The 17,406-nt window shown below is 70.2% G+C and carries 14 protein-coding genes and 1 pseudogene; 9 read left to right on the forward strand and 6 right to left on the reverse strand.

Going from position 1 to position 17,406, the window contains the following annotated elements; translation table 11 throughout:
* Positions 1-5: 5 nt before the first annotated feature.
* Positions 6-1,556 carry a S10 family peptidase gene (locus tag AC1DVZ_RS01320; RefSeq protein WP_477616378.1) on the reverse strand — a complete coding sequence of 517 codons (1,551 nt, stop codon included), beginning with the start codon at positions 1,554-1,556 and terminating at the stop codon, positions 6-8.
* Between the two features lie 50 nt (positions 1,557-1,606).
* Here AC1DVZ_RS01320 and AC1DVZ_RS01325 point away from each other — a divergent pair, with 50 nt between their 5' ends.
* Positions 1,607-2,410 (forward strand): exodeoxyribonuclease III, encoded by an 804-nt coding sequence (locus tag AC1DVZ_RS01325; protein WP_477616379.1) that lies wholly within the window; start codon positions 1,607-1,609, stop codon positions 2,408-2,410.
* A 100-nt stretch (positions 2,411-2,510) separates the two neighbouring features.
* A complete protein-coding gene (locus AC1DVZ_RS01330; RefSeq protein WP_477616380.1) occupies positions 2,511-3,497 on the forward strand; it encodes an SMP-30/gluconolactonase/LRE family protein in 987 nt (328 codons plus the stop codon).
* Between the two features lie 24 nt (positions 3,498-3,521).
* On the opposite strand, the gene galK is transcribed toward AC1DVZ_RS01330, so the two are convergent.
* From galK to AC1DVZ_RS01350, 4 genes are read right to left on the reverse strand one after another with little or no spacing between them, the layout of a single operon-like run.
* Positions 3,522-4,685, reverse strand: coding sequence for a galactokinase (gene galK, locus AC1DVZ_RS01335; RefSeq protein ID WP_477616381.1), 1,164 nt, complete (start codon positions 4,683-4,685; stop codon positions 3,522-3,524).
* Positions 4,682-5,824, reverse strand: coding sequence for a galactose-1-phosphate uridylyltransferase (galT, locus tag AC1DVZ_RS01340; RefSeq protein WP_477616382.1), 1,143 nt, complete (start codon positions 5,822-5,824; stop codon positions 4,682-4,684). Before galT ends, galK begins: the two co-directional genes overlap by 4 nt.
* A complete protein-coding gene (locus AC1DVZ_RS01345; protein ID WP_477616383.1) occupies positions 5,821-6,633 on the reverse strand; it encodes a DeoR/GlpR family DNA-binding transcription regulator in 813 nt (270 codons plus the stop codon). Before AC1DVZ_RS01345 ends, galT begins: the two co-directional genes overlap by 4 nt.
* Entirely contained in the window at positions 6,633-8,618 is a 1,986-nt protein-coding gene (locus AC1DVZ_RS01350; protein ID WP_477616384.1) for a beta-galactosidase, read from the reverse strand. Before AC1DVZ_RS01350 ends, AC1DVZ_RS01345 begins: the two co-directional genes overlap by 1 nt.
* 291 nt (positions 8,619-8,909) lie before the next feature.
* On the opposite strand from AC1DVZ_RS01350, the gene AC1DVZ_RS01355 reads away from it, so the two are divergent.
* From AC1DVZ_RS01355 to AC1DVZ_RS01385, 7 genes are read left to right on the forward strand one after another with little or no spacing between them, the layout of a single operon-like run.
* Positions 8,910-10,259 carry an ABC transporter substrate-binding protein gene (locus AC1DVZ_RS01355; protein ID WP_477616385.1) on the forward strand — a complete coding sequence of 450 codons (1,350 nt, stop codon included), beginning with the start codon at positions 8,910-8,912 and terminating at the stop codon, positions 10,257-10,259.
* 39 nt (positions 10,260-10,298) lie between these two features.
* Positions 10,299-11,195 (forward strand): carbohydrate ABC transporter permease, encoded by an 897-nt coding sequence (locus AC1DVZ_RS01360; protein ID WP_477616386.1) that lies wholly within the window; start codon positions 10,299-10,301, stop codon positions 11,193-11,195.
* Entirely contained in the window at positions 11,192-12,115 is a 924-nt protein-coding gene (locus AC1DVZ_RS01365; RefSeq protein WP_477616387.1) for a carbohydrate ABC transporter permease, read from the forward strand. The genes AC1DVZ_RS01360 and AC1DVZ_RS01365 overlap by 4 nt, the downstream gene beginning before the upstream one ends.
* On the forward strand, positions 12,112-14,268 hold the full coding sequence (locus AC1DVZ_RS01370) for an alpha-galactosidase (protein WP_477616388.1): 2,157 nt from the start codon (positions 12,112-12,114) through the stop codon (positions 14,266-14,268). The genes AC1DVZ_RS01365 and AC1DVZ_RS01370 overlap by 4 nt, the downstream gene beginning before the upstream one ends.
* Before the next feature lie 13 nt (positions 14,269-14,281).
* On the forward strand, positions 14,282-15,304 hold the full coding sequence (gene trpS / locus AC1DVZ_RS01375; protein WP_477616389.1) for a tryptophan--tRNA ligase: 1,023 nt from the start codon (positions 14,282-14,284) through the stop codon (positions 15,302-15,304).
* 56 nt (positions 15,305-15,360) lie between these two features.
* Positions 15,361-15,876, forward strand: coding sequence for a 2'-5' RNA ligase family protein (locus tag AC1DVZ_RS01380; RefSeq protein ID WP_477616390.1), 516 nt, complete (start codon positions 15,361-15,363; stop codon positions 15,874-15,876).
* A 1-nt stretch (position 15,877) separates the two neighbouring features.
* Positions 15,878-16,957 (forward strand): YihY/virulence factor BrkB family protein, encoded by a 1,080-nt coding sequence (locus AC1DVZ_RS01385; protein WP_477616391.1) that lies wholly within the window; start codon positions 15,878-15,880, stop codon positions 16,955-16,957.
* Between the two features lie 3 nt (positions 16,958-16,960).
* On the opposite strand, the pseudogene AC1DVZ_RS01390 reads toward AC1DVZ_RS01385, so the two are convergent.
* A pseudogene (locus AC1DVZ_RS01390) lies at positions 16,961-17,406 on the reverse strand (hypothetical protein); the annotation flags it as partial.

The following is a 17,406-nucleotide window of genomic DNA, read 5'->3' on the forward strand; positions in this document are numbered from 1 at the left end:
GCTGCTCAGCCGGCCTCCGTCCCGCTGGACCTGACCACGAACGCGGCGAGGTCCCGGGACTGCTGGAGACGGCTCGGCTCGTGGACGTACATCATGTGTCCGGCCTCGTAGTACGCGTGCTCGATGTTGGCCCGCAGCGACTCGGGGATCTCCAGGTGGGCCACGACGTCCTGTGCCCCGTAGTAGGGCGTCGCCCCGTCGTGGTACCCGTAGGCGATGTGCACCCTCAGGTGGGGGTTGCCCCGCATCGCCCTCGCGAGCTGCGAGCTGACGTCAATCGGCTTGCCCTCGAACTCCTTGAACGACCACTCCGTCGACGCGAGCTCCGAGATCTGCGCGTAGGGCAGGTCGTTCTCGTAGCCCAGCTCGTCCCGCACGTAGTGGTTCCAGGCGGCGGCATACGGTCCGCTGATCGCGTCGTGGGACGGATCTGCGTCCCACTTCTCGGCGTTGCCGTGCACGAGCTGCCCCGTGAACCGCGCGTCGAGCCGGCCCACGGCCAGGCCCCGGTCGCGCAGCAGCTCGGTGAAGAAGCGCACGTGCTCGACCCTGAGGTTGGCGCGGTCGACGTACTCCTCGGACAGGCCGATCAGCGCGGCGAGGCGACTCACGTGCTCGGCGCGCTCCGCGGCGGTGAGGCGAGCCCCCCGTGACAGCGCCCACGGGTAGTCGCGCGCGGCATACTCCTCCGCCTCGGCGAGGACCGTCCTGAGCGACTTGCGTCCGTGCTTGCCGTGGTGGTGGGCGGTGGCGGCGTAGGTCGGCAGGTAGTCGACGTGGGCACGGTCGTTGCGGAACTCGAAGTCGACGGTCGCGAGGTCGAGCACCGAGCTGATCAGCATGATGCCGTTGACGTAGAGGCCGTGGCGGGTCTGCAGGTGCTCGGCCAGGGCGGCGGCCCGGATGGTGCCGTAGGACTCGCCGGCGATGAACTTCGGTGACAGCCAACGGTTGTGGCGGGTGGTCCAGAGCCGGATCAGCTCGCCGACGCTCTCGATGTCGGCCTTGAAGCCGTGGTAGTCCTTGGGCTTGCCCCCCTCGACGGCGCGCGAGTACCCGGTCGACACGGGGTCGATGAAGACGAGGTCCGACACGGCGAGCAGGGTCTCGGTGTTGTCCAGCAGGCCGTAGGGCGGCGGGGTCGGGTTGCCCACGTCTCCGGAGTCGACCCGGCGCGGGCCGAGCAGGCCGAGGTGCAGCCACACCGAGCTCGAGCCCGGTCCGCCGTTGAACGCGAAGGTGACGGGGCGCTTGCTGCCCTTGGGAGCGTCGACGACGTAGGAGGTGACGCTCAGCTCGGCCTTGGCCTTGTGCCCCTTGAAAACACCGTCCTCGAAGACCTCCTCGCGCAGCACGATGCGTCCCGCCGTCGCCGTGTAGCGCAGCGTGCGCCGCCCGATCTTGAGGGTATGCCGCGTGGTCACCAGGTCGTCCGACGGCGGCACGGGCGGTGCCTCCGCGTTGGGCTTGCCGGTGGGCGACTCGCCCCCGGTCACGGGGGAGGACTCGGCGGGGGTCGTGGGCGCGGGGGACGTCTGGGTGGACTCGTCGGGCATGCGTCGCACCCTAGTGCGGGCCGCTGAGGGGTGGCACGCACAATGGCCGGATGCGGGTGATCTCGGCCAACGTCAACGGTATCCGGGCCGCAGCCCGTCGCGGGGGCATGGAGTGGCTGGCGGAGCAGCAGCCGGACGTGCTCTGCCTCCAGGAGGTGCGCGCGACCGATGACCAGCTCCGGGAGGCGTTGGAGCTCGGCGGTTTCGGCGGGTGGCACGTGGCCCACACGGAGGCCGAGGCCAAGGGGCGGGCAGGCGTGGCCGTCGTGAGCCGGGCCCCGCAGGTCAGGGCGCAGGTGGGCGTCGGCGCGCAGGAGTTCGACGGCGCGGGTCGCTGGGTCGAGGTCGACCTGGCGACGCCGACGGGAACGGTGACCGTCGCGTCGACGTACGTGCACACCGGGGGCGCCGGAACCCCCCGGCAGGAGGAGAAGCTCCGGTTCCTGGACGCCATCGGCGCGCGGCTCGATGCCTGGACGACGTGCGGCGCGATGGCCGTGGTCACCGGCGACCTCAACGTCGCGCACCGTGAGGACGACCTCAGGAACTGGAAGGGCAACCTGCGCAAGTCGGGCTTCCTGCCCGAGGAGCGGGCTCGCTTCGACACGTGGTTCGCCGCGGGTGAGTGGGTCGACGTGCATCGTGCCGCCCATGGGCCCGGACCGGGGCCGTACACCTGGTGGTCCTGGCGCGGGAAGGCGTTCGACAACGACTCGGGCTGGCGGATCGACTACCAGCTGGCCAGCCGGCCACTCGCGGACCGCGCGGTGAGCGCCACGGTCGGCCGCGCCGCGGCCTACGACCAGCGCTGGTCCGACCATGCTGCCGTGATCGTCGACTACGACCTGGACTGACGGTCCGGCGACTGGGTCCTAGTGCAGGTGGCGGATCCCCTGGGAAGGGGTCACGTGGTAGTTCGGAGGGAGGGCAGGGACTCCCACGGAAGAGGTCGTCATGAACCACAAGTCCGCCGTTGCCGCCCTGCTCGCCGCCGCCTGCCTCAGCCTCGGGGCCGCGGCGCCTCCGTTCCCCTCCTCCATCGACCTGCCCCGCGACTTCGCGCCGGAGGGAGTCGCCGTCGGTGGGGGGAACACCTTCTACGCCGGCTCCCTCTGGGACGGCGACATCTACACCGGTGACCTGCGCACCGGTGCGGGGCGGATCCTGGTGGACCGCCCACCGGCCGGCCAGGGGGCGAACCCGGCCGACACCCCACCGGGGATGCAGGCAGCCGGCATGAAGGTCGAGGGCGACCGGCTCTGGGTCGCCGGCGGGCTGAGCGGCAGGGTGTTCGCCTACGACACCGGGAGCGGTCGCACGCTTGCGGACGTTGCAGTCGCGCCCCCGGGCACGGTCCTGCTCAACGACCTGGTGGTGACCCCCGGGGGCGTCTTCGTCACCGACTCGTTCTCACCCCGGCTGTTCATCGTGCCGCTGTCGCCGAGCGGGGCCGTCGGAGCACCGCGCGCGCTGGCGGTCACCGGGCCAGCCGGTGCGAACCTCGGCTTCCCCGGCCTCAACGGCATCGACGCGACGGAGTCCGGCAACGTGCTCGTCGTGGGCCACACGATCCTCGGTGGCATGTACACGGTGGACCCGGTCTCGGGTGTCAGCAGCGCGATCGACCTGCCGCAGGGGGCCGTGCCGCCCGGCGTGTCCGACGGGATCCTGCTGCGCGGCCGGACCCTGTGGGTCGTCGAGAACTTCGCCAACCGGATCGTGGAGCTGGACCTCTCCAGTGACCTCTCCGCAGGGACTGTGGCGCGGGTGATCGACAACGACGCGGCCGGGGGACTGTTCCGGATCCCGACCACCATGGCACTGCAGGGCGACCGGCTCGTCGCCGTCAACGCCCGGTTCGACCTGGGGTTCCCGCCGCCGCTCGGGGCGCCGGCGCCGCGGGGCACCGACTACGACGTCGTCCAGGTGGGCGCCCACTGACCGAGGTGCGCAAGCTGACCGAGGTCAGGTGTCGCGGGCCGCGCTCGCCGAGGCTGTGACCGTGAAGCAGTCAGGGGCGCGGAAACCCTTGGCAGTGAAGGCGTCCTCCACCGCGGACTGAACGGCCCCGGCTCCGTCTGCGGCAACCAGTGCGATGGCCGAACCCCCGAAGCCACCGCCGGTCATCCGCGCGCCGAGCGCGCCCGCGCCGACCGCCGACTCCACCGCCGTGTCGAGCTCCGCCACGGAGATCTCGAAGTCGTCGCGCATCGAGGTGTGCGAGGCCAGGAAGAGCTCGCCCACCGCTCGGAAGTCGTTGCTGCGCAAGGCAGCCGCGGCCTCCTCGACGCGCGCGATCTCGGTGACGATGTGACGTGCCCGTCGGCGCAGCAGGTCGGAGGAGAGCGCGGACAGCCGCTCCTCGAGGTCGTCGGCCGACACCTCGCGCAGGCTCGGGACCCCGAGCTCGCGGGCGGCCGCCTCGCAGGACGTGCGCCGCTCGGCGTACTGGCCGTCGACCAGCGCGTGCTCCGCACGGGTGTCGACCACGAGCAGGACGAGTCCGTGCGCCGACAGGTCGAACGGCACCTGCTCGGTGTGCCCGTCCCGGCAGTCCAGCAGCAGGGCGTGACCGGCCCGCGCGAGCAGCGCGGCGGACTGGTCCATGCCGCCGGTCGGCGCCAGGGCGATGGTGTTCTCCGCGTCCACGCAGGCCGCCGCCAGTGTGGTCCGGCCGCTGTCGCCGGACAGCAGGCCCAGGTCGAACAGGTCCGACGCCGCGGCCCCCACTGCGCACTCCAGGGCCGCCGAGCTGGACAGCCCGGCACCCAGCGGCACGCGGCCGTCCACGGCCACGTCGAGGCCGGTCACGGCATACCCCGCCTTGCGCAGTGCCCACAGCACCCCGGCGACGTAGGCCGCCCACCCGCCCGGGTGGCCGGGGGCCACGTCGGCGAGGGTCACCTCCACGACGCCGTCGGCCTGCGCCGACACGATGCGCACCGCGTCGTCGTCGCGTCGGCGGGCGGCCGCGAACGTCCGCTGCGGCAGTGCGATCGGCAGGCAGAGGCCGCTGTTGTAGTCGGTGTGTTCCCCGATCAGGTTGACCCTGCCGGGCGCGGACCACACGCCTGCGGGGTCGGAGCCGAACGTGGTGCGGAACAGCTCGGCTGCGGCGTCGGCCGTCACCGTGTGACCTCGGACGGGGCGACCTCGCGCAGTCGGGCGGCGATCTGTTCCGGAGGCACGTCGTTGACCCAGCCGCCGACGCCCGACTCCGACCCTGCGAGGTACTTGAGCTTCTTGGGCGAGCGAAGGACCGACATCACCTGGAGGTGCAGGCGCGACACGTCGCGTCCCTGGCGGGTGGGGGCCTGGTGCCAGCCGGCGATGTAGGGCAGCCGGATCTGGCTGCCGTCCTTGGCGACGTAGTAGCGGTCCAGGCGCTGCATGAGGTCGAGGTAGACGTGGGCGAGGTCGTCGCGTTCGGCACCGGTCAGTGACGGGAGGTCCGGCACGTCGCGGCGGGGTGCGAGGTGCACCTCCACGGGCCACCGCGCGGCAAACGGCACGTAAGCCGTCCAGTGCTCGGTGTCGATCACCACCCTCTCCTTCGCCTCCAGCTCGGCCGTCAGGATGTCGGCCCCGAGGAGGCGACCGGTGCGGGCGTGGTGCGCGGTCGCCTGCGCCAGGATGGCGGCAGATCGTTGTGGCACATAGGGATACGCATAGATCTGGCCGTGCGGGTGGTTCAGCGTGACGCCGATCTGCTGGCCGCGGTTCTCGAAGCAGAAGACGTGCTCGATGTCAGGAACCGCACCCAGCCGCGCCGTGCGGTCCGCCCACGCGTCGATGACGGTGCGGGCGCGCTCAGGGGTGAGGTCGGCGAACGTCGACTCGTGGTCGCTGGTGAAGCAGACGACCTCGCAGCGGCCGAGCGCGGGCCGGCTCTGGAGGAGGTCGCCATCTCCCTGGCCGTCGCCGGCGCTCCCGTCACCGGCTGCGGAGACGGGTGAGTACGAGGGAAACCGGTTCTCGAAGACCACCACGTCGTAGGTCGCCTCGGGCACCTCCGAGGGGACGCTGCCCGCCCCGCTGGGGCACAGGGGGCACTCGTCCTTCGGGGGGAGGAAGGTGCGGTTGCTGCGGTGCCCGGCCACGGCGACCCAGTCGCCGACGAGGGCGTCGTGCCGGATCTCGCCCGATGCGGCCCGCTCGCCGAGCGGCCGGGTGTCCTCGGCGGTGCGTTCCGGCGCCTCGGGGGAGTCGTCGTAGTAGATGATCTCGCGGCCGTCGGCGAGCTGACGGCTGGTGCGCCGCGCGGTCATGCGTGGTTCCTCTCCGAACGCGGCGTCCTCGTCGTGGCAGGGGTGGCCAGGATCATCTCCACCCCGGCATCCGTGACGGCCTTGCGTGCCCGAGGGGTGAGTCCCGGGTCCGTCACCAACAGGTCCACCGCGGACAACGGGATGATGGTGCTCAGGCCGACGGTGCCCCACTTCGTGTGGTCGGCGAGGACGCAGATCCGGCGAGCCGTGTCGACGAGGGCCTGGTTGGTCTCGGCCTCGACGAGGTTGGGGGTGGTGAGGCCTGCCCGCGCGTCCATGCCGTGCACGCCGAGGAAGAGCCGGTCGACGTGGAGCATGCGCAGCGCGGCGACCGCGACGGGCCCGACGAGCGCGTCGGACGGCGTGCGCACCCCGCCGGTGAGCACCACCGTCTGGCCGGGCGTGCCCGACTCGTGCAGGAGCTGCGCGACCGGGACGGAGTTCGTGACGACCGTGAGGTCCGGGACGTGCCGGACGGCGCGGGCGAACTCGTAGGTCGTCGTCCCGGCGGAGATGCCGATCGCGGCCCCGGGCTCGACGAGCTGGGCCGCGGTCTGGGCGATGGCGTACTTCTGCGCCCGCATGAGCGAGGACTTCGCGGTGAACCCGGGCTCCTCGCTGCTTCGCCGACCCATGGCCAGGGCGCCGCCGTGGACGCGCTCGACCAGGCCCTCGGTCGCGAGCTGCTCGATGTCGCGGCGCACGGTCATGTCCGAGACGCCGAGCTGGTCGACGAGCTCGGACACCCGCACGGCGCCGCTGTCCTCGACGAGGCCGAGGATCGTGGCACGGCGCTGGCTGGCGAGCACTAGTCCTCCCTGATGACGGCGACCGCACCCGCGGCCAGAGCGGTGTCCGGTCCGAACGGACGGTCGGCAACCAGGTCGTGACCGGTCACGGCGACGTGCTGCTCCCTGTCGGTGTCGTTGACGAGGAACAGCCAGGACCCATCATTGCCGGTGCGCCGGACCGCCTCGACACCGACCGGCACGTCCGCCGCCGGGGCGACGCCGGCGGCGCCGATCACGGAGTCCAGCAGGGTTCCCAGGGCAGCGTCGTCGAGCAGGGTGCTGAGGTACCACGCCGCACCCGACCCGACGTCACGGCGGGTGACGGCTGGGCGTCCCGCGAGCGGTCCGTCGGCGTACCTGTCGAGCACCTCGGCGTCGACGGCGGTGACGTCCTCGCTCCACCGCCGACCGGTGCCCCTGCCCACGGACACCTCGTCACCGTCCATGAGGGGGAAGAACTCCTCGACACGCACCCCGAGCAGGTCGCGGAACGCACCGGGGTAGCCGCCCAGCCGGACGTGGTCGTTCTCGTCGCTGATACCGGAGAAGAAGGTCACCAGCACCTGGGCCCCGGCCTCCGCCGCCGCCGCCACGGCGGCCGCGTGGTCGTCACTGACGAGATAGAGCGTGGGGACGACGACCACCGTGTATGCCGTGAGGTCGGCGCTCGGGTGCACGACGTCGGCGGTGACGCCGCGGTCCCGCAGCAGCCGGTGGATCGCATGCGCGGTCGTCGCGTAGCCGAGCTCGCTCGACGGCATGGCGGGTCCGGACGCGGCCCACTGGGCCTGGTAGTCCCACAGGATGGCGACGTCGGACTCGACCCGCGACCCGAGCAGCTCGCCGAGCCGCTGGGCCACCTGGCCGAGCTCGACCACCTCGCGGAACCGCTCGCTGTCACGACCAGCGTGCGGGACGAGCGCCGAGTGGAACTTCTCGGATCCGGAGAGCGACTGCCGCCACTGGAAGAAGCCGAGGGTGTCGGCGCCACGCGCCACGTGGGCCAGGCTGTCCCGCAGGGTCTGTCCGGGCGCCTTGGCCGGGTTGACCGGCTGCCAGTTGACCGCACTCGTCGAGTGCTCCATGAGCATCCACGGCGCGCCACCTGCGAGGCCGCGGGTGAGGTCGCCGCTGAAGGCCAGCTCCGCCCTCGGGTGCTCGAGGGTGTTCACGACGTAGTGGTCCGTGCTGATGACGTCCTGCTCGGCCGCCCACTGGTGGTAGTCGAGGTGGTCGAAGTGTGCCAGCGTCATGAAGTTCGTGGTCACCGGGACGCCCGGGGACAGGTCGGCGAGGATCGCCTTCTCGCTGCGGTGGAAGTCGAGCAGGGTGTCGGACTGGAACCGCTTGTAGTCCAGCACGTGCGTGGGGTTGCCGAACGTCGTGGTCAGCCGAGGCGGCAGGACCTGCTGCCAGTCGGTGTAGCGCTGGCTCCAGAACGCCGTCCCCCAGGCGTCGTTGAGGCGCTCGAGGGTCTCGTGACGGTGCTGCAGCCACACCCGGAAGCCGGCGGCGCAGGTGTCGCAGTAGCAGGGGATGTTGTGGCAGGCGTACTCGTTCGAGACGTGCCACATGGCCAGGGCAGGGTGCTCGTGGTACCGCTGGGCGAGCTGCGTCGTCAGGGCGAGCGCGTAGTCGCGGTAGACGGGCGAGCTCGGGCACCACGCCTGGCGGCTGCCCGGCCACAGCGTGTGACCGTCGTGGTCGACCGGGAGGATCTCCGGGTGCGCGGCGGACAGCCACGGAGGAGGGGTGGCAGTCGCCGTGGCCAGGTCGACGGCGATGTCGTTGGCATGGAGCAGACCCATGATGTCGTCGAGCCAGGCGAAGTCGTACTCGCCCTTGGCGGGCTCGAGCCACGACCAGGAGAAGACCCCCAGCGTGACGAAGGAGACCCCCGACTCGCGCATGAGCTCCATGTCCTCGGACCAGACCTCACGCGGCCACTGCTCGGGGTTGTAGTCGCCACCCAGGGCGATCCGACGGTTCGGCCATGAACGCATGCGCGACAGTTTGGTGCCATGCAGGAAGCCATGTCAACAAAAATCAACATGTTGATACCCTGCCGTCGTGGCACCCCGATCCGTGGTCCCACGTTGAGCGTATGCCGCGCGGTTGAGCGAATCCCGCACCGTGTCCGCCAGATGAACTTGGCAGGGCGAAGGTCTTGACAGGGGTGGCCGAGACCATCATCCTCGGGTGTTGTTGGTGGTTTTTGATCGAAACTGTCAGTTGACGAATTCGGTCGCCCGCCGGTTCAACCCGCGTCAGTCCCGTGTCAAAGGAGACCCGAAATGACCCGCCCGACCTCAGAGGCCGAGTACCTCGCCAGCCTCGTCCCTGCCTCTGTCCGTGGCGTGAGCCGTCGGACCCTGCTGCGCGGCGCCCTCGGCGCCGGCACCCTCCTGGCCGCTCCCTCACTGCTCGCTGCCTGCGGTGGCGACGGAGGCACGAGTGGCGGCGCCGCGACCGGCACCGTGTCGGTGGGCTCCAACCAGTCCGACGCCGTGCCGAAGGCTGCGATCCAGGCCGTCATGGACGCCTTCCAGAAGGCGAACGCCGGCCTGACCGCCAAGGTCAACACGATCGACCACAACTCCTTCCAGGAGAACATCAACAACTACCTCCAGGGGTCGCCCGACGACGTCTGGATGTGGTTCTCCGGCTACCGCATGCGGTTCTTCGCCTCGAAGGGCCTGGCCGGCGACGTCACCGACGTGTGGAAGGACCTGTCCGGGGCCGGGATGACGGACGCCCTGAAGAAGGCCTCGACCGGCGACGACGGCAAGCAGTACTTCGTGCCGTCGACGTACTACCCGTGGGCCGTCTTCTACCGCAAGAGCGTCTTCTCCAAGTTCGGCTACCAGGAGCCCAAGACCCTCGACGAGTTCAAGGCCCTCGGTGCGCAGATGAAGAAGGACGGCCTGGTCCCGATCGCGTTCGGCGACAAGGACGGCTGGCCCGCGATGGGCACCTTCGACCAGCTCAACATGCGGGTCAACGGCTTCGACTTCCACGTCAACCTCATGGCCGGCAAGGAAGCCTGGAACAGCCCCAAGGTCAAGGCCGTCTTCGACACCTGGGCCGGCCTGCTCGACCTGCACCAGCCCGACTCCCTCGGTCGCACCTGGCAGGAGGCCGCCCAGGCCCTCCAGCAGAAGAAGGCCGGAACGTACGTCCTCGGCTCCTTCCTGGCCCAGCAGTTCGAGAAGGGGGCGGAGCAGGAGGACCTCAGTTTCTTCAACTTCCCCGAGGTCGACTCCACCATCGGTGCCGACGCCATCGAGGCGCCCATCGACGGCTACATGATGGCCAAGCGTCCGAAGAACAAGGCCGGTGCCAAGAAGCTGCTCGGCTACGTCGGCTCCGCAGCGGCGCAGAACATCGTCGTCAAGGCCGACCCGAGCGTCATCGCGACGAACGACCAGGCGGACCAGGCGGCCTACACCTCGCTGCAGAAGAAGTCGGTGGAGTTCGTCTCGCAGGCCAAGTCGATCGCCCAGTTCATGGACCGCGACACCCGCCCCGACTTCGCCTCCACGGTGATGATCCCCGCCATCCAGTCCTTCCTCAAGAACCCCAAGGACATCGACGGCCTGGTCAACAACATCGAGAAGCAGAAGCAGAGCATCTTCGCGAGCTGACCGCGACGACGCCGACGCAACCGCAACCGAGGAGCACCCATGGCCAGACGTTCGAAGTACAAGGGGATCGACCACCTCAGTCCGGTCGACCGGGTCGTGGTGTCCCTGATGATCGGGGTCCCGACGCTGCTGGTGCTCTGGCTCGTCGTGGTGCCGGCGATCGGGTCGGTCCTGCTCTCCTTCACCAACTGGGACGGGATCGGCCCGATCACCTCGGCCAAGTCCGTGGGGCTGAGGAACTACAAGGACGTGCTCACGATCTACCCGCCGTTCATCCCGGCGTTGCAGCACAACCTGATCTGGCTCGCCGTGATGTTCCTCATCGCCACGCCCATCGGGATGTTCCTCGCAGTCCTGCTCGACCGGGAGGTGCGTGGTTCCCGTGTCTACCAGACCGCCATCTACCTCCCGGTCGTGCTGTCGCTCGCCCTCGTGGGCTTCATCTGGCAGCTGATCTACAGCCGCGACCAGGGCTTCATCAACCAGATCACCGGTGGCAGCATCGACTGGTACGGCGACCAGCGCTACAACCTGTGGGCTGCCCTGATCGCGTCCAGCTGGCGGCATGTCGGCTACATCATGCTGCTCTACCTGGCGGGCCTGAAGGGCGTCGACCCGACGCTGCGTGAGGCGGCCAAGGTCGACGGTGCCAGCGAGCGGCAGACCTTCTTCAAGGTGGTCTTCCCGGTGATGTTCCCGATCAACATCATCGTGCTCGTCGTCACGGTGATCGAGTCCCTGCGCGCCTTCGACCTGGTGTGGGTCATCAACAAGGGGCGCAACGGGCTCGAGCTGATCTCGACGCTGGTGACGACCAACATCGTCGGTGAGGCCAGCCGCATCGGCTTCGGCTCGGCGCTGGCCACCTTCATGCTCATCATCTCCTCGATCTTCATCGTCCTGTACCTACGTATCGTCATGAGGGAGCAGCGATGAGCGACATCGTCGATGTAGTGGTCCCGAGGAGTCGGAACCCGCTCACGAGCAAGCGTGCGCAGGGCGTCGGCACCAAGAAGGGCAACCGGGTCATCCAGGTGTTCCTGGCCGTGGTGGCGCTGATCTGGATCTTCCCCGTCGGCTACGCGGTGCTCAACAGCTTCCGTGACTACGCCTACACCGCGAAGAACGGCTACCTCTCCTTCGGCGGCTTCACCCTGGCCAACTACAAGAACGCGTGGGAGCAGGCGAACTTCTCCCACACGATGCTGAACTCGGCCTACATCACCGTGCCGGCCGTGCTGCTGACCTTGTTCCTGTCCTGCTGCGTGGCCTTCGTCGTCGCGAGGTTCTCGTTCAAGTTCAACCTCGCGCTGCTCGGACTGTTCACCGCGGCGAACCTGCTGCCGCCGCAGGCCCTGCTCATCCCGGTCTACCGCATGTTCCGGGCGATCGAGGTGCCGTTCTGGTTCAGCGAGTCGGGCACCCTGCTCAACTCGTACTGGGGACTGATCCTCGTCAACGTGGCCTTCCAGACGGGCTTCTGCACGTTCGTCCTGTCCAACTACATGAAGACCCTGCCCCGCGAGCTCTACGAGTCGGCAGTGGTCGACGGTGCCGGCGTGCTGCGTCAGTTCTTCCAGCTCACGCTGCCGCTGTGCCGACCCCCGCTCGCCGCGCTGGCGACGCTCGAGGTCACCTGGATCTACAACGAGTTCTTCTGGGCGACCGTGCTCCTGCAGTCCGGTGACAAGTTCCCCGTGACCAGCTCGATCAACAACCTGCGGGGGCAGTTCTTCACCGACAACAACCTCGTCGCCGCCGGCTCGGTCGTCATAGCATTGCCCACCCTGATCATCTTCTTCCTGCTTCAGAAGCAGTTCGTCGCAGGCCTGACGCTGGGAGCCACCAAGGGATGACCTCGCAGACCGCAGTCCTCCGGTCCGCCGGCACGTGCCTGGTCTACGAGATCCCCGACGAGGGTCTGCCGAGAGTGCTCCACTGGGGCGCCGACCTGCCCGACGGCGTCGCTGCCGAGCTCGCCGGGATCGTCGGGGGGCCGGTGCCCCACAACGCCCTCGACCAACCGTGGCCACTGACCGTGCTGCCCACCTCGGGCGACGGCTGGCTCGGCACCCCCGGGTATGCCGCGCACCGCGCCGGCGGCGCGGCTGCCCCCCGCTGGGTGGTGACCACCGAGCAGGACGGCGCGCGGTCCCTGGTCACGACGGCTCGCGACGGCGCGACCGAGGTGCGGCTGCGGCACACCCTCGACGACGACGGCGTCCTGTGCGTGTCGCAGTCGGTGACCAACCGCTCGGGCGGGGACGACGCCGACGTGCCCCTCGACCTGGGCGCCCTGCGGGCCCTGCTGCCGCTGCCCTCGAGGGCCACCGAGGTCCTCGACCTCACGGGCCGCTGGTGCCGCGAGCGGTCCCCCCAGCGCTCCACGCTGCAGGACGGCACCCACCTGCGCGCCTCCCGTCGTGGCCGCACCGGTCACGACGCGACCCTGCTGCTGACGGTCGGGACGGCCGGCTTCGGCTTCCGGACCGGTGAGGTCTGGTCGGTCCACGTCGCCTGGAGCGGCAACCACGAACACCTCACCGAGCGCCTGCCCGAGGGCGCTGGTGTGCATGCCGCCGTCCTCGGCGGCGGCGAGCTCCTCGAGCCCGGTGAGGTGCGGCTCGCGCCGGGAGAGACCTACACGGCCCCCGAGATCGTCTTCGTGCACGCGGTCGACGGTCTCGACGGCCTGTCGCGACGGCTGCACCGCAGCCAGCGGGCGAGAGCCACCCACAGCAACGCACCGCGCCCCCTCGTCCTGAACACCTGGGAGGCGGTCTACTTCGACCACGACCTCGAGCGCCTCACGGAGCTGGCCGACACGGCAGCGCGGATCGGGGTGGAGCGGTTCGTCCTGGACGACGGGTGGTTCGGCAGCCGGCGGGACGACCACAGCGGCCTGGGGGACTGGGTCGTCTCGCAGGACATGTGGCCACAGGGTCTGGAGCCCCTCGTCGAGCACGTCAAGGGACTCGGCATGGAGTTCGGGCTGTGGTTCGAGCCCGAGATGGTCAACGTCGACTCCGACCTGGTGCGGGCCCATCCCGACTGGGTCATCGGCCCCCGGGCAGGGCACCCACGGCCCTCGCGCCACCAGCACGTGCTCGACCTCGCGAACCCCCACGCCGCAGCGCACGTCGAAGGCCAGATCAGCGCCCTGGTGAGCGAGCTCGGCATCGACTTCATCAAGTGGGACCACAACCGCGACCTGCACGAGGCCGTGCACACGGACGCCAGCGGCGTCGACCGTCCTGCCGTCCACGCGCAGACGCAGGCCTTCTACGACCTGCTCGGCCGGCTGCGCGCCACCCACCCCGACCTCGAGATCGAGTCCTGCTCCAGTGGGGGTGCCCGCGTCGACCTCGGCGTCCTGGCCCGCACCGACCGGATCTGGACCAGTGACTGCAACGACGCGCTCGAGCGCACGGCGATCCAGCGCTGGACGTCGCTGCTCGTGCCTGCCGAGCTCATGGGCACGCACGTGGGCCCGGCGACCGCCCACACGACCCACCGGACGCTGGACCTGTCCTTCCGGATGCTGGTCGCGTTGCAGGGCCACGCCGGACTCGAGTGGGACATCACGACGTGCACGCCCGAGGAGCTCGACGCCCTGTCCGCCTGGTCCGGGCTCTACCGCGAGCTGCGACCACTGCTGCACTCCGGTGACCTGGTCCGCGCCGACCTGCCCGAGGAGGTGGGCCTGCTCGTGACCGGGACCGTCGCGCTGGGAGGGGAGCAGGCGGCATACACGGTGCTGCGGACCCACAGCGGGCCGTCGGTGGCGCCGGGGCTGGTCACCCTGCCCGGGCTCGACCCGAGCCGCACCTACACCGTGCGCGTGCGGCACGAGGCGGGCCTGCCCGCCGTGACGCAGGCCGGTGGCCCGCAGTGGTGGGAGCACGGCCTCTCCGACGGGATCCGGGTCAGCGGCGCGGCGCTGGGGCAGGTCGGTCTCGCCCTACCGGTGCTGGTCCCCGCCCAAGGTTTCCTCCTGCACCTGACCTGACAGAATGGCGCGCATGCCTGAAACGTCCGCGCCCGCTGTGCTGCCCCGGATCCTGTCCGGGATGCAGCCGACCAGCGACTCCCTGCACCTCGGCAACTACCTCGGGGCACTGGTCAACTGGGTCACGTTGCAGGACGACTTCGACGCTTTCTACTTCGTGGCCGACCTGCACGCGCTGACCGTGCCCACCGACCCCGAGGTGCTGCGCCAGCGCACGCGGGCGACGGCGGCCCAGTTCATCGCCGGTGGCGTCGACCCGAAGCGGTCGGCGGTGTTCTGCCAGAGCCACATCACCGAGCACGCCGAGCTCGGCTGGGTGATGAACTGCCTCACCGGGGACGGCGAGGCGCGTCGGATGACCCAGTTCAAGGACAAGGTCGCCAAGGGCCAGAACGCCAACGTCGGGCTGCTGACCTACCCGATGCTGATGGCCGCCGACATCCTCATGTACGACGCGGCCTACGTGCCGGTCGGGGAGGACCAGCGCCAGCACCTCGAGATCACCCGCGACCTGGCCGAGCGGTTCAACGCCCGCTTCGGGGAAACCCTCGTGGTGCCCGACCCCTACATCGTCAAGGGCGCCGCGAAGATCATGGACCTGCAGGACCCCACGGCCAAGATGAGCAAGACCGGGTCCTCACCCAAGGGCCTCATCGACCTCATGCAGGACCCCGGCAAGATCACCAAGAACATCCGGTCGGCCGTCACCGACACCGACAGCGAGGTGCGCTACGACCCGGACGCCAAGCCCGGTGTCTCCAACCTGCTCGTCATCCACTCCGTGCTCTCGGGCACCTCCATCGACGACCTCGTCGTGTCGTTCGCGGGCCGTGGCTACGGCGACCTCAAGAAGGAGGTCGCCGACGTGGTGGTCGACCGGCTGACGCCGTTCCAGACGCGGATGTCCGAGCTGCTCGCCGACCCGGCCGAGCTGGACCGCATCCTGGCCGACGGGGCCGACCGTGCGCGCGAGGTGGCGCAGGCGACGATGGCTCGGGTGCGCGCGGCCGTGGGGCTGCTTCCCAGTGCCCGCTGACCCGGTGCCGACTCGTCGCAGGGTGCCCGCCGAAAGCGTTCGGTAGGGTCGCGGTCGTGCCCACCATCGGTGTGTCCATCGCCATCCCGTCTCCGCACGCGGAGATGCTCCAGGGCAAGCGTGCCTCCTTCGGGGACCCGCTCGCCGAGTCCATCCCCACCCATGTGACGCTCCTGCCGCCCACCGAGGTGGAGGGCGACGACCTGTCGACGGTCGTCGAGCACCTGGAAGCCGTTGCCACGCAGGGGCGTTCGTTTCCGATGGTGTTGCGTGGCACCGGCACCTTCCGGCCCATCTCGCCGGTCGTGTTCGTGCAGGTCTCCGGAGGGCTCGCCGACTGCGAGCTGCTCGAGAAGGCAGTGCGACGCGGCCCGCTCAAGCGCAAGCTCGACTTCTACTACCACCCCCACGTGACGGTCGCCCACCACGTCTCCGAGGACAACCTCGACCGTGCGTTCGTCGAGCTGGCGGACTTCGAGTGCACCTTCGACGTGGGCGAGTTCCACCTCTACGAGCACGGCGCCGACGGCGTCTGGCGACCGGTGCGGTCGTTCGCCCTGAACGGGCGCTGACGTGCAGACGGTCAAGGGCTGGTGGGCCCGCGCCCAGAAGACCCAGGCCTGGCGGGCCTGGAAGCGCTACGGCGACCACCGCGGCAACCTGCTCGCCGGTGGCGTGGGGTACTTCGCCTTCTTCTCGATCTTCCCGGCCGTGCTGTTGGCCTTCACGGTCTTCGGACTGGTGCTGCGCAACCAGCCGCAGCTGCTCGACGACACCAAGAACGCCATCAACGACCTGCTCCCCGGCTTCGTCAAGACCGACGCTCAGCCCGACGGCATCATCGACGTCACCGTGCCCACCGGCGCGACCCTGTCGATCCAGGGAGTCGTCTCGGTGGTCGGCCTCGTCCTGGCGGGGACCGGATGGCTCGGCGCCCTGCGCGACGGGATCCGGGCGATCTTCGGCGTGCAGGGCGGAGCGGGCAACCCGGTCCTCGCCAAGCTGCGCGACGTCGGGGTCCTCGTGCTGCTGGGCGTCGGCATCCTGCTCTCGGCCGGAGTCGGGGCGATCGCCGGCGCAGCCGCGACGTGGGCCGCGGACCTGGTCGGCCTGGGAGGTCAGGGCTGGGTGCTCACGGTGGTCGCCTTCGTCGTGGGGATCGCGCTCGACGGCGGTCTCGTGGCGATCATGCTGCGCCTCCTGTCGGGCATCCGGCTCCCGTGGCAGGCCCTGCGCAACGGCGCCGTCTTCGGCGGGATCGGCCTGACGGTGCTCAAGACGTTCGGCTCGGTGCTGCTCGCGAGCACGACCGACAACAAGCTCTACCTCGGATTCGCCCTCGTGGCGGGGCTGCTCGTGTGGCTGAACCTCATGTCACGGGTCATCCTCATCTCGGCGGCCTGGGCGGCCAACGACCTCGACACCGCCGGGGGCGTGGAGCTCAGCCCCGGGCAGGAGGCAAAGCTCGCCGAGGGGCCTGCGCCCGAACCGGTGGACAGCATCCGCGAGCGCACCGACGCAGGCCTTCCCACCTTCGGCCAACGTGCCGCGGACCGGACCAGTGTGGCGGCCGGTGCCGTGCTGGGCGCGGTCGGTGCGATGGCGCTGGGCACCCTCGGGCGCGGCATACGGAGCCTGGTTCGCCGGAGGTGAACCTCAGCGGTAACGGCCGCGGCGCGCCCTCACCGAACGCCGTCGGGCTCGTGCGCGGAGCAGCATGACGAGCAGCGCGAGGAACACCAGCGTCGCGGCGAACGGTCGCACCCATCGGCCCATCGACGCGGAGTCCTGCTCCGCGCCGGGCAGCGCAGCCGCCGCCGTCGCAGCCCGCGTGTGCGGGCCCGCCGCGCCCGGGTCGGTCAGGGCGGGCGAGGTCGTGCTCGACAGGAGGGTGGGCGGCGCGGTGACGGCGCCGGGCGCGACGAGGTCACCCACCGGCCCCACCTTGTCGCCGTAGGCGAAGGCCCAGTCGTACATCGCCGCCTGGGGACGCCACGACGAGTCGAGTCCGTACATCTCGGTGAGCAGGTAGGTCTTCCCACCACGGGTGACGGCGGAGATGAAGGTGCGGTTGGCGGCCTCGGTGTAGCCGTTCTTGACGC

The organism is Pedococcus sp. P2_E5 (assembly GCF_056403895.1).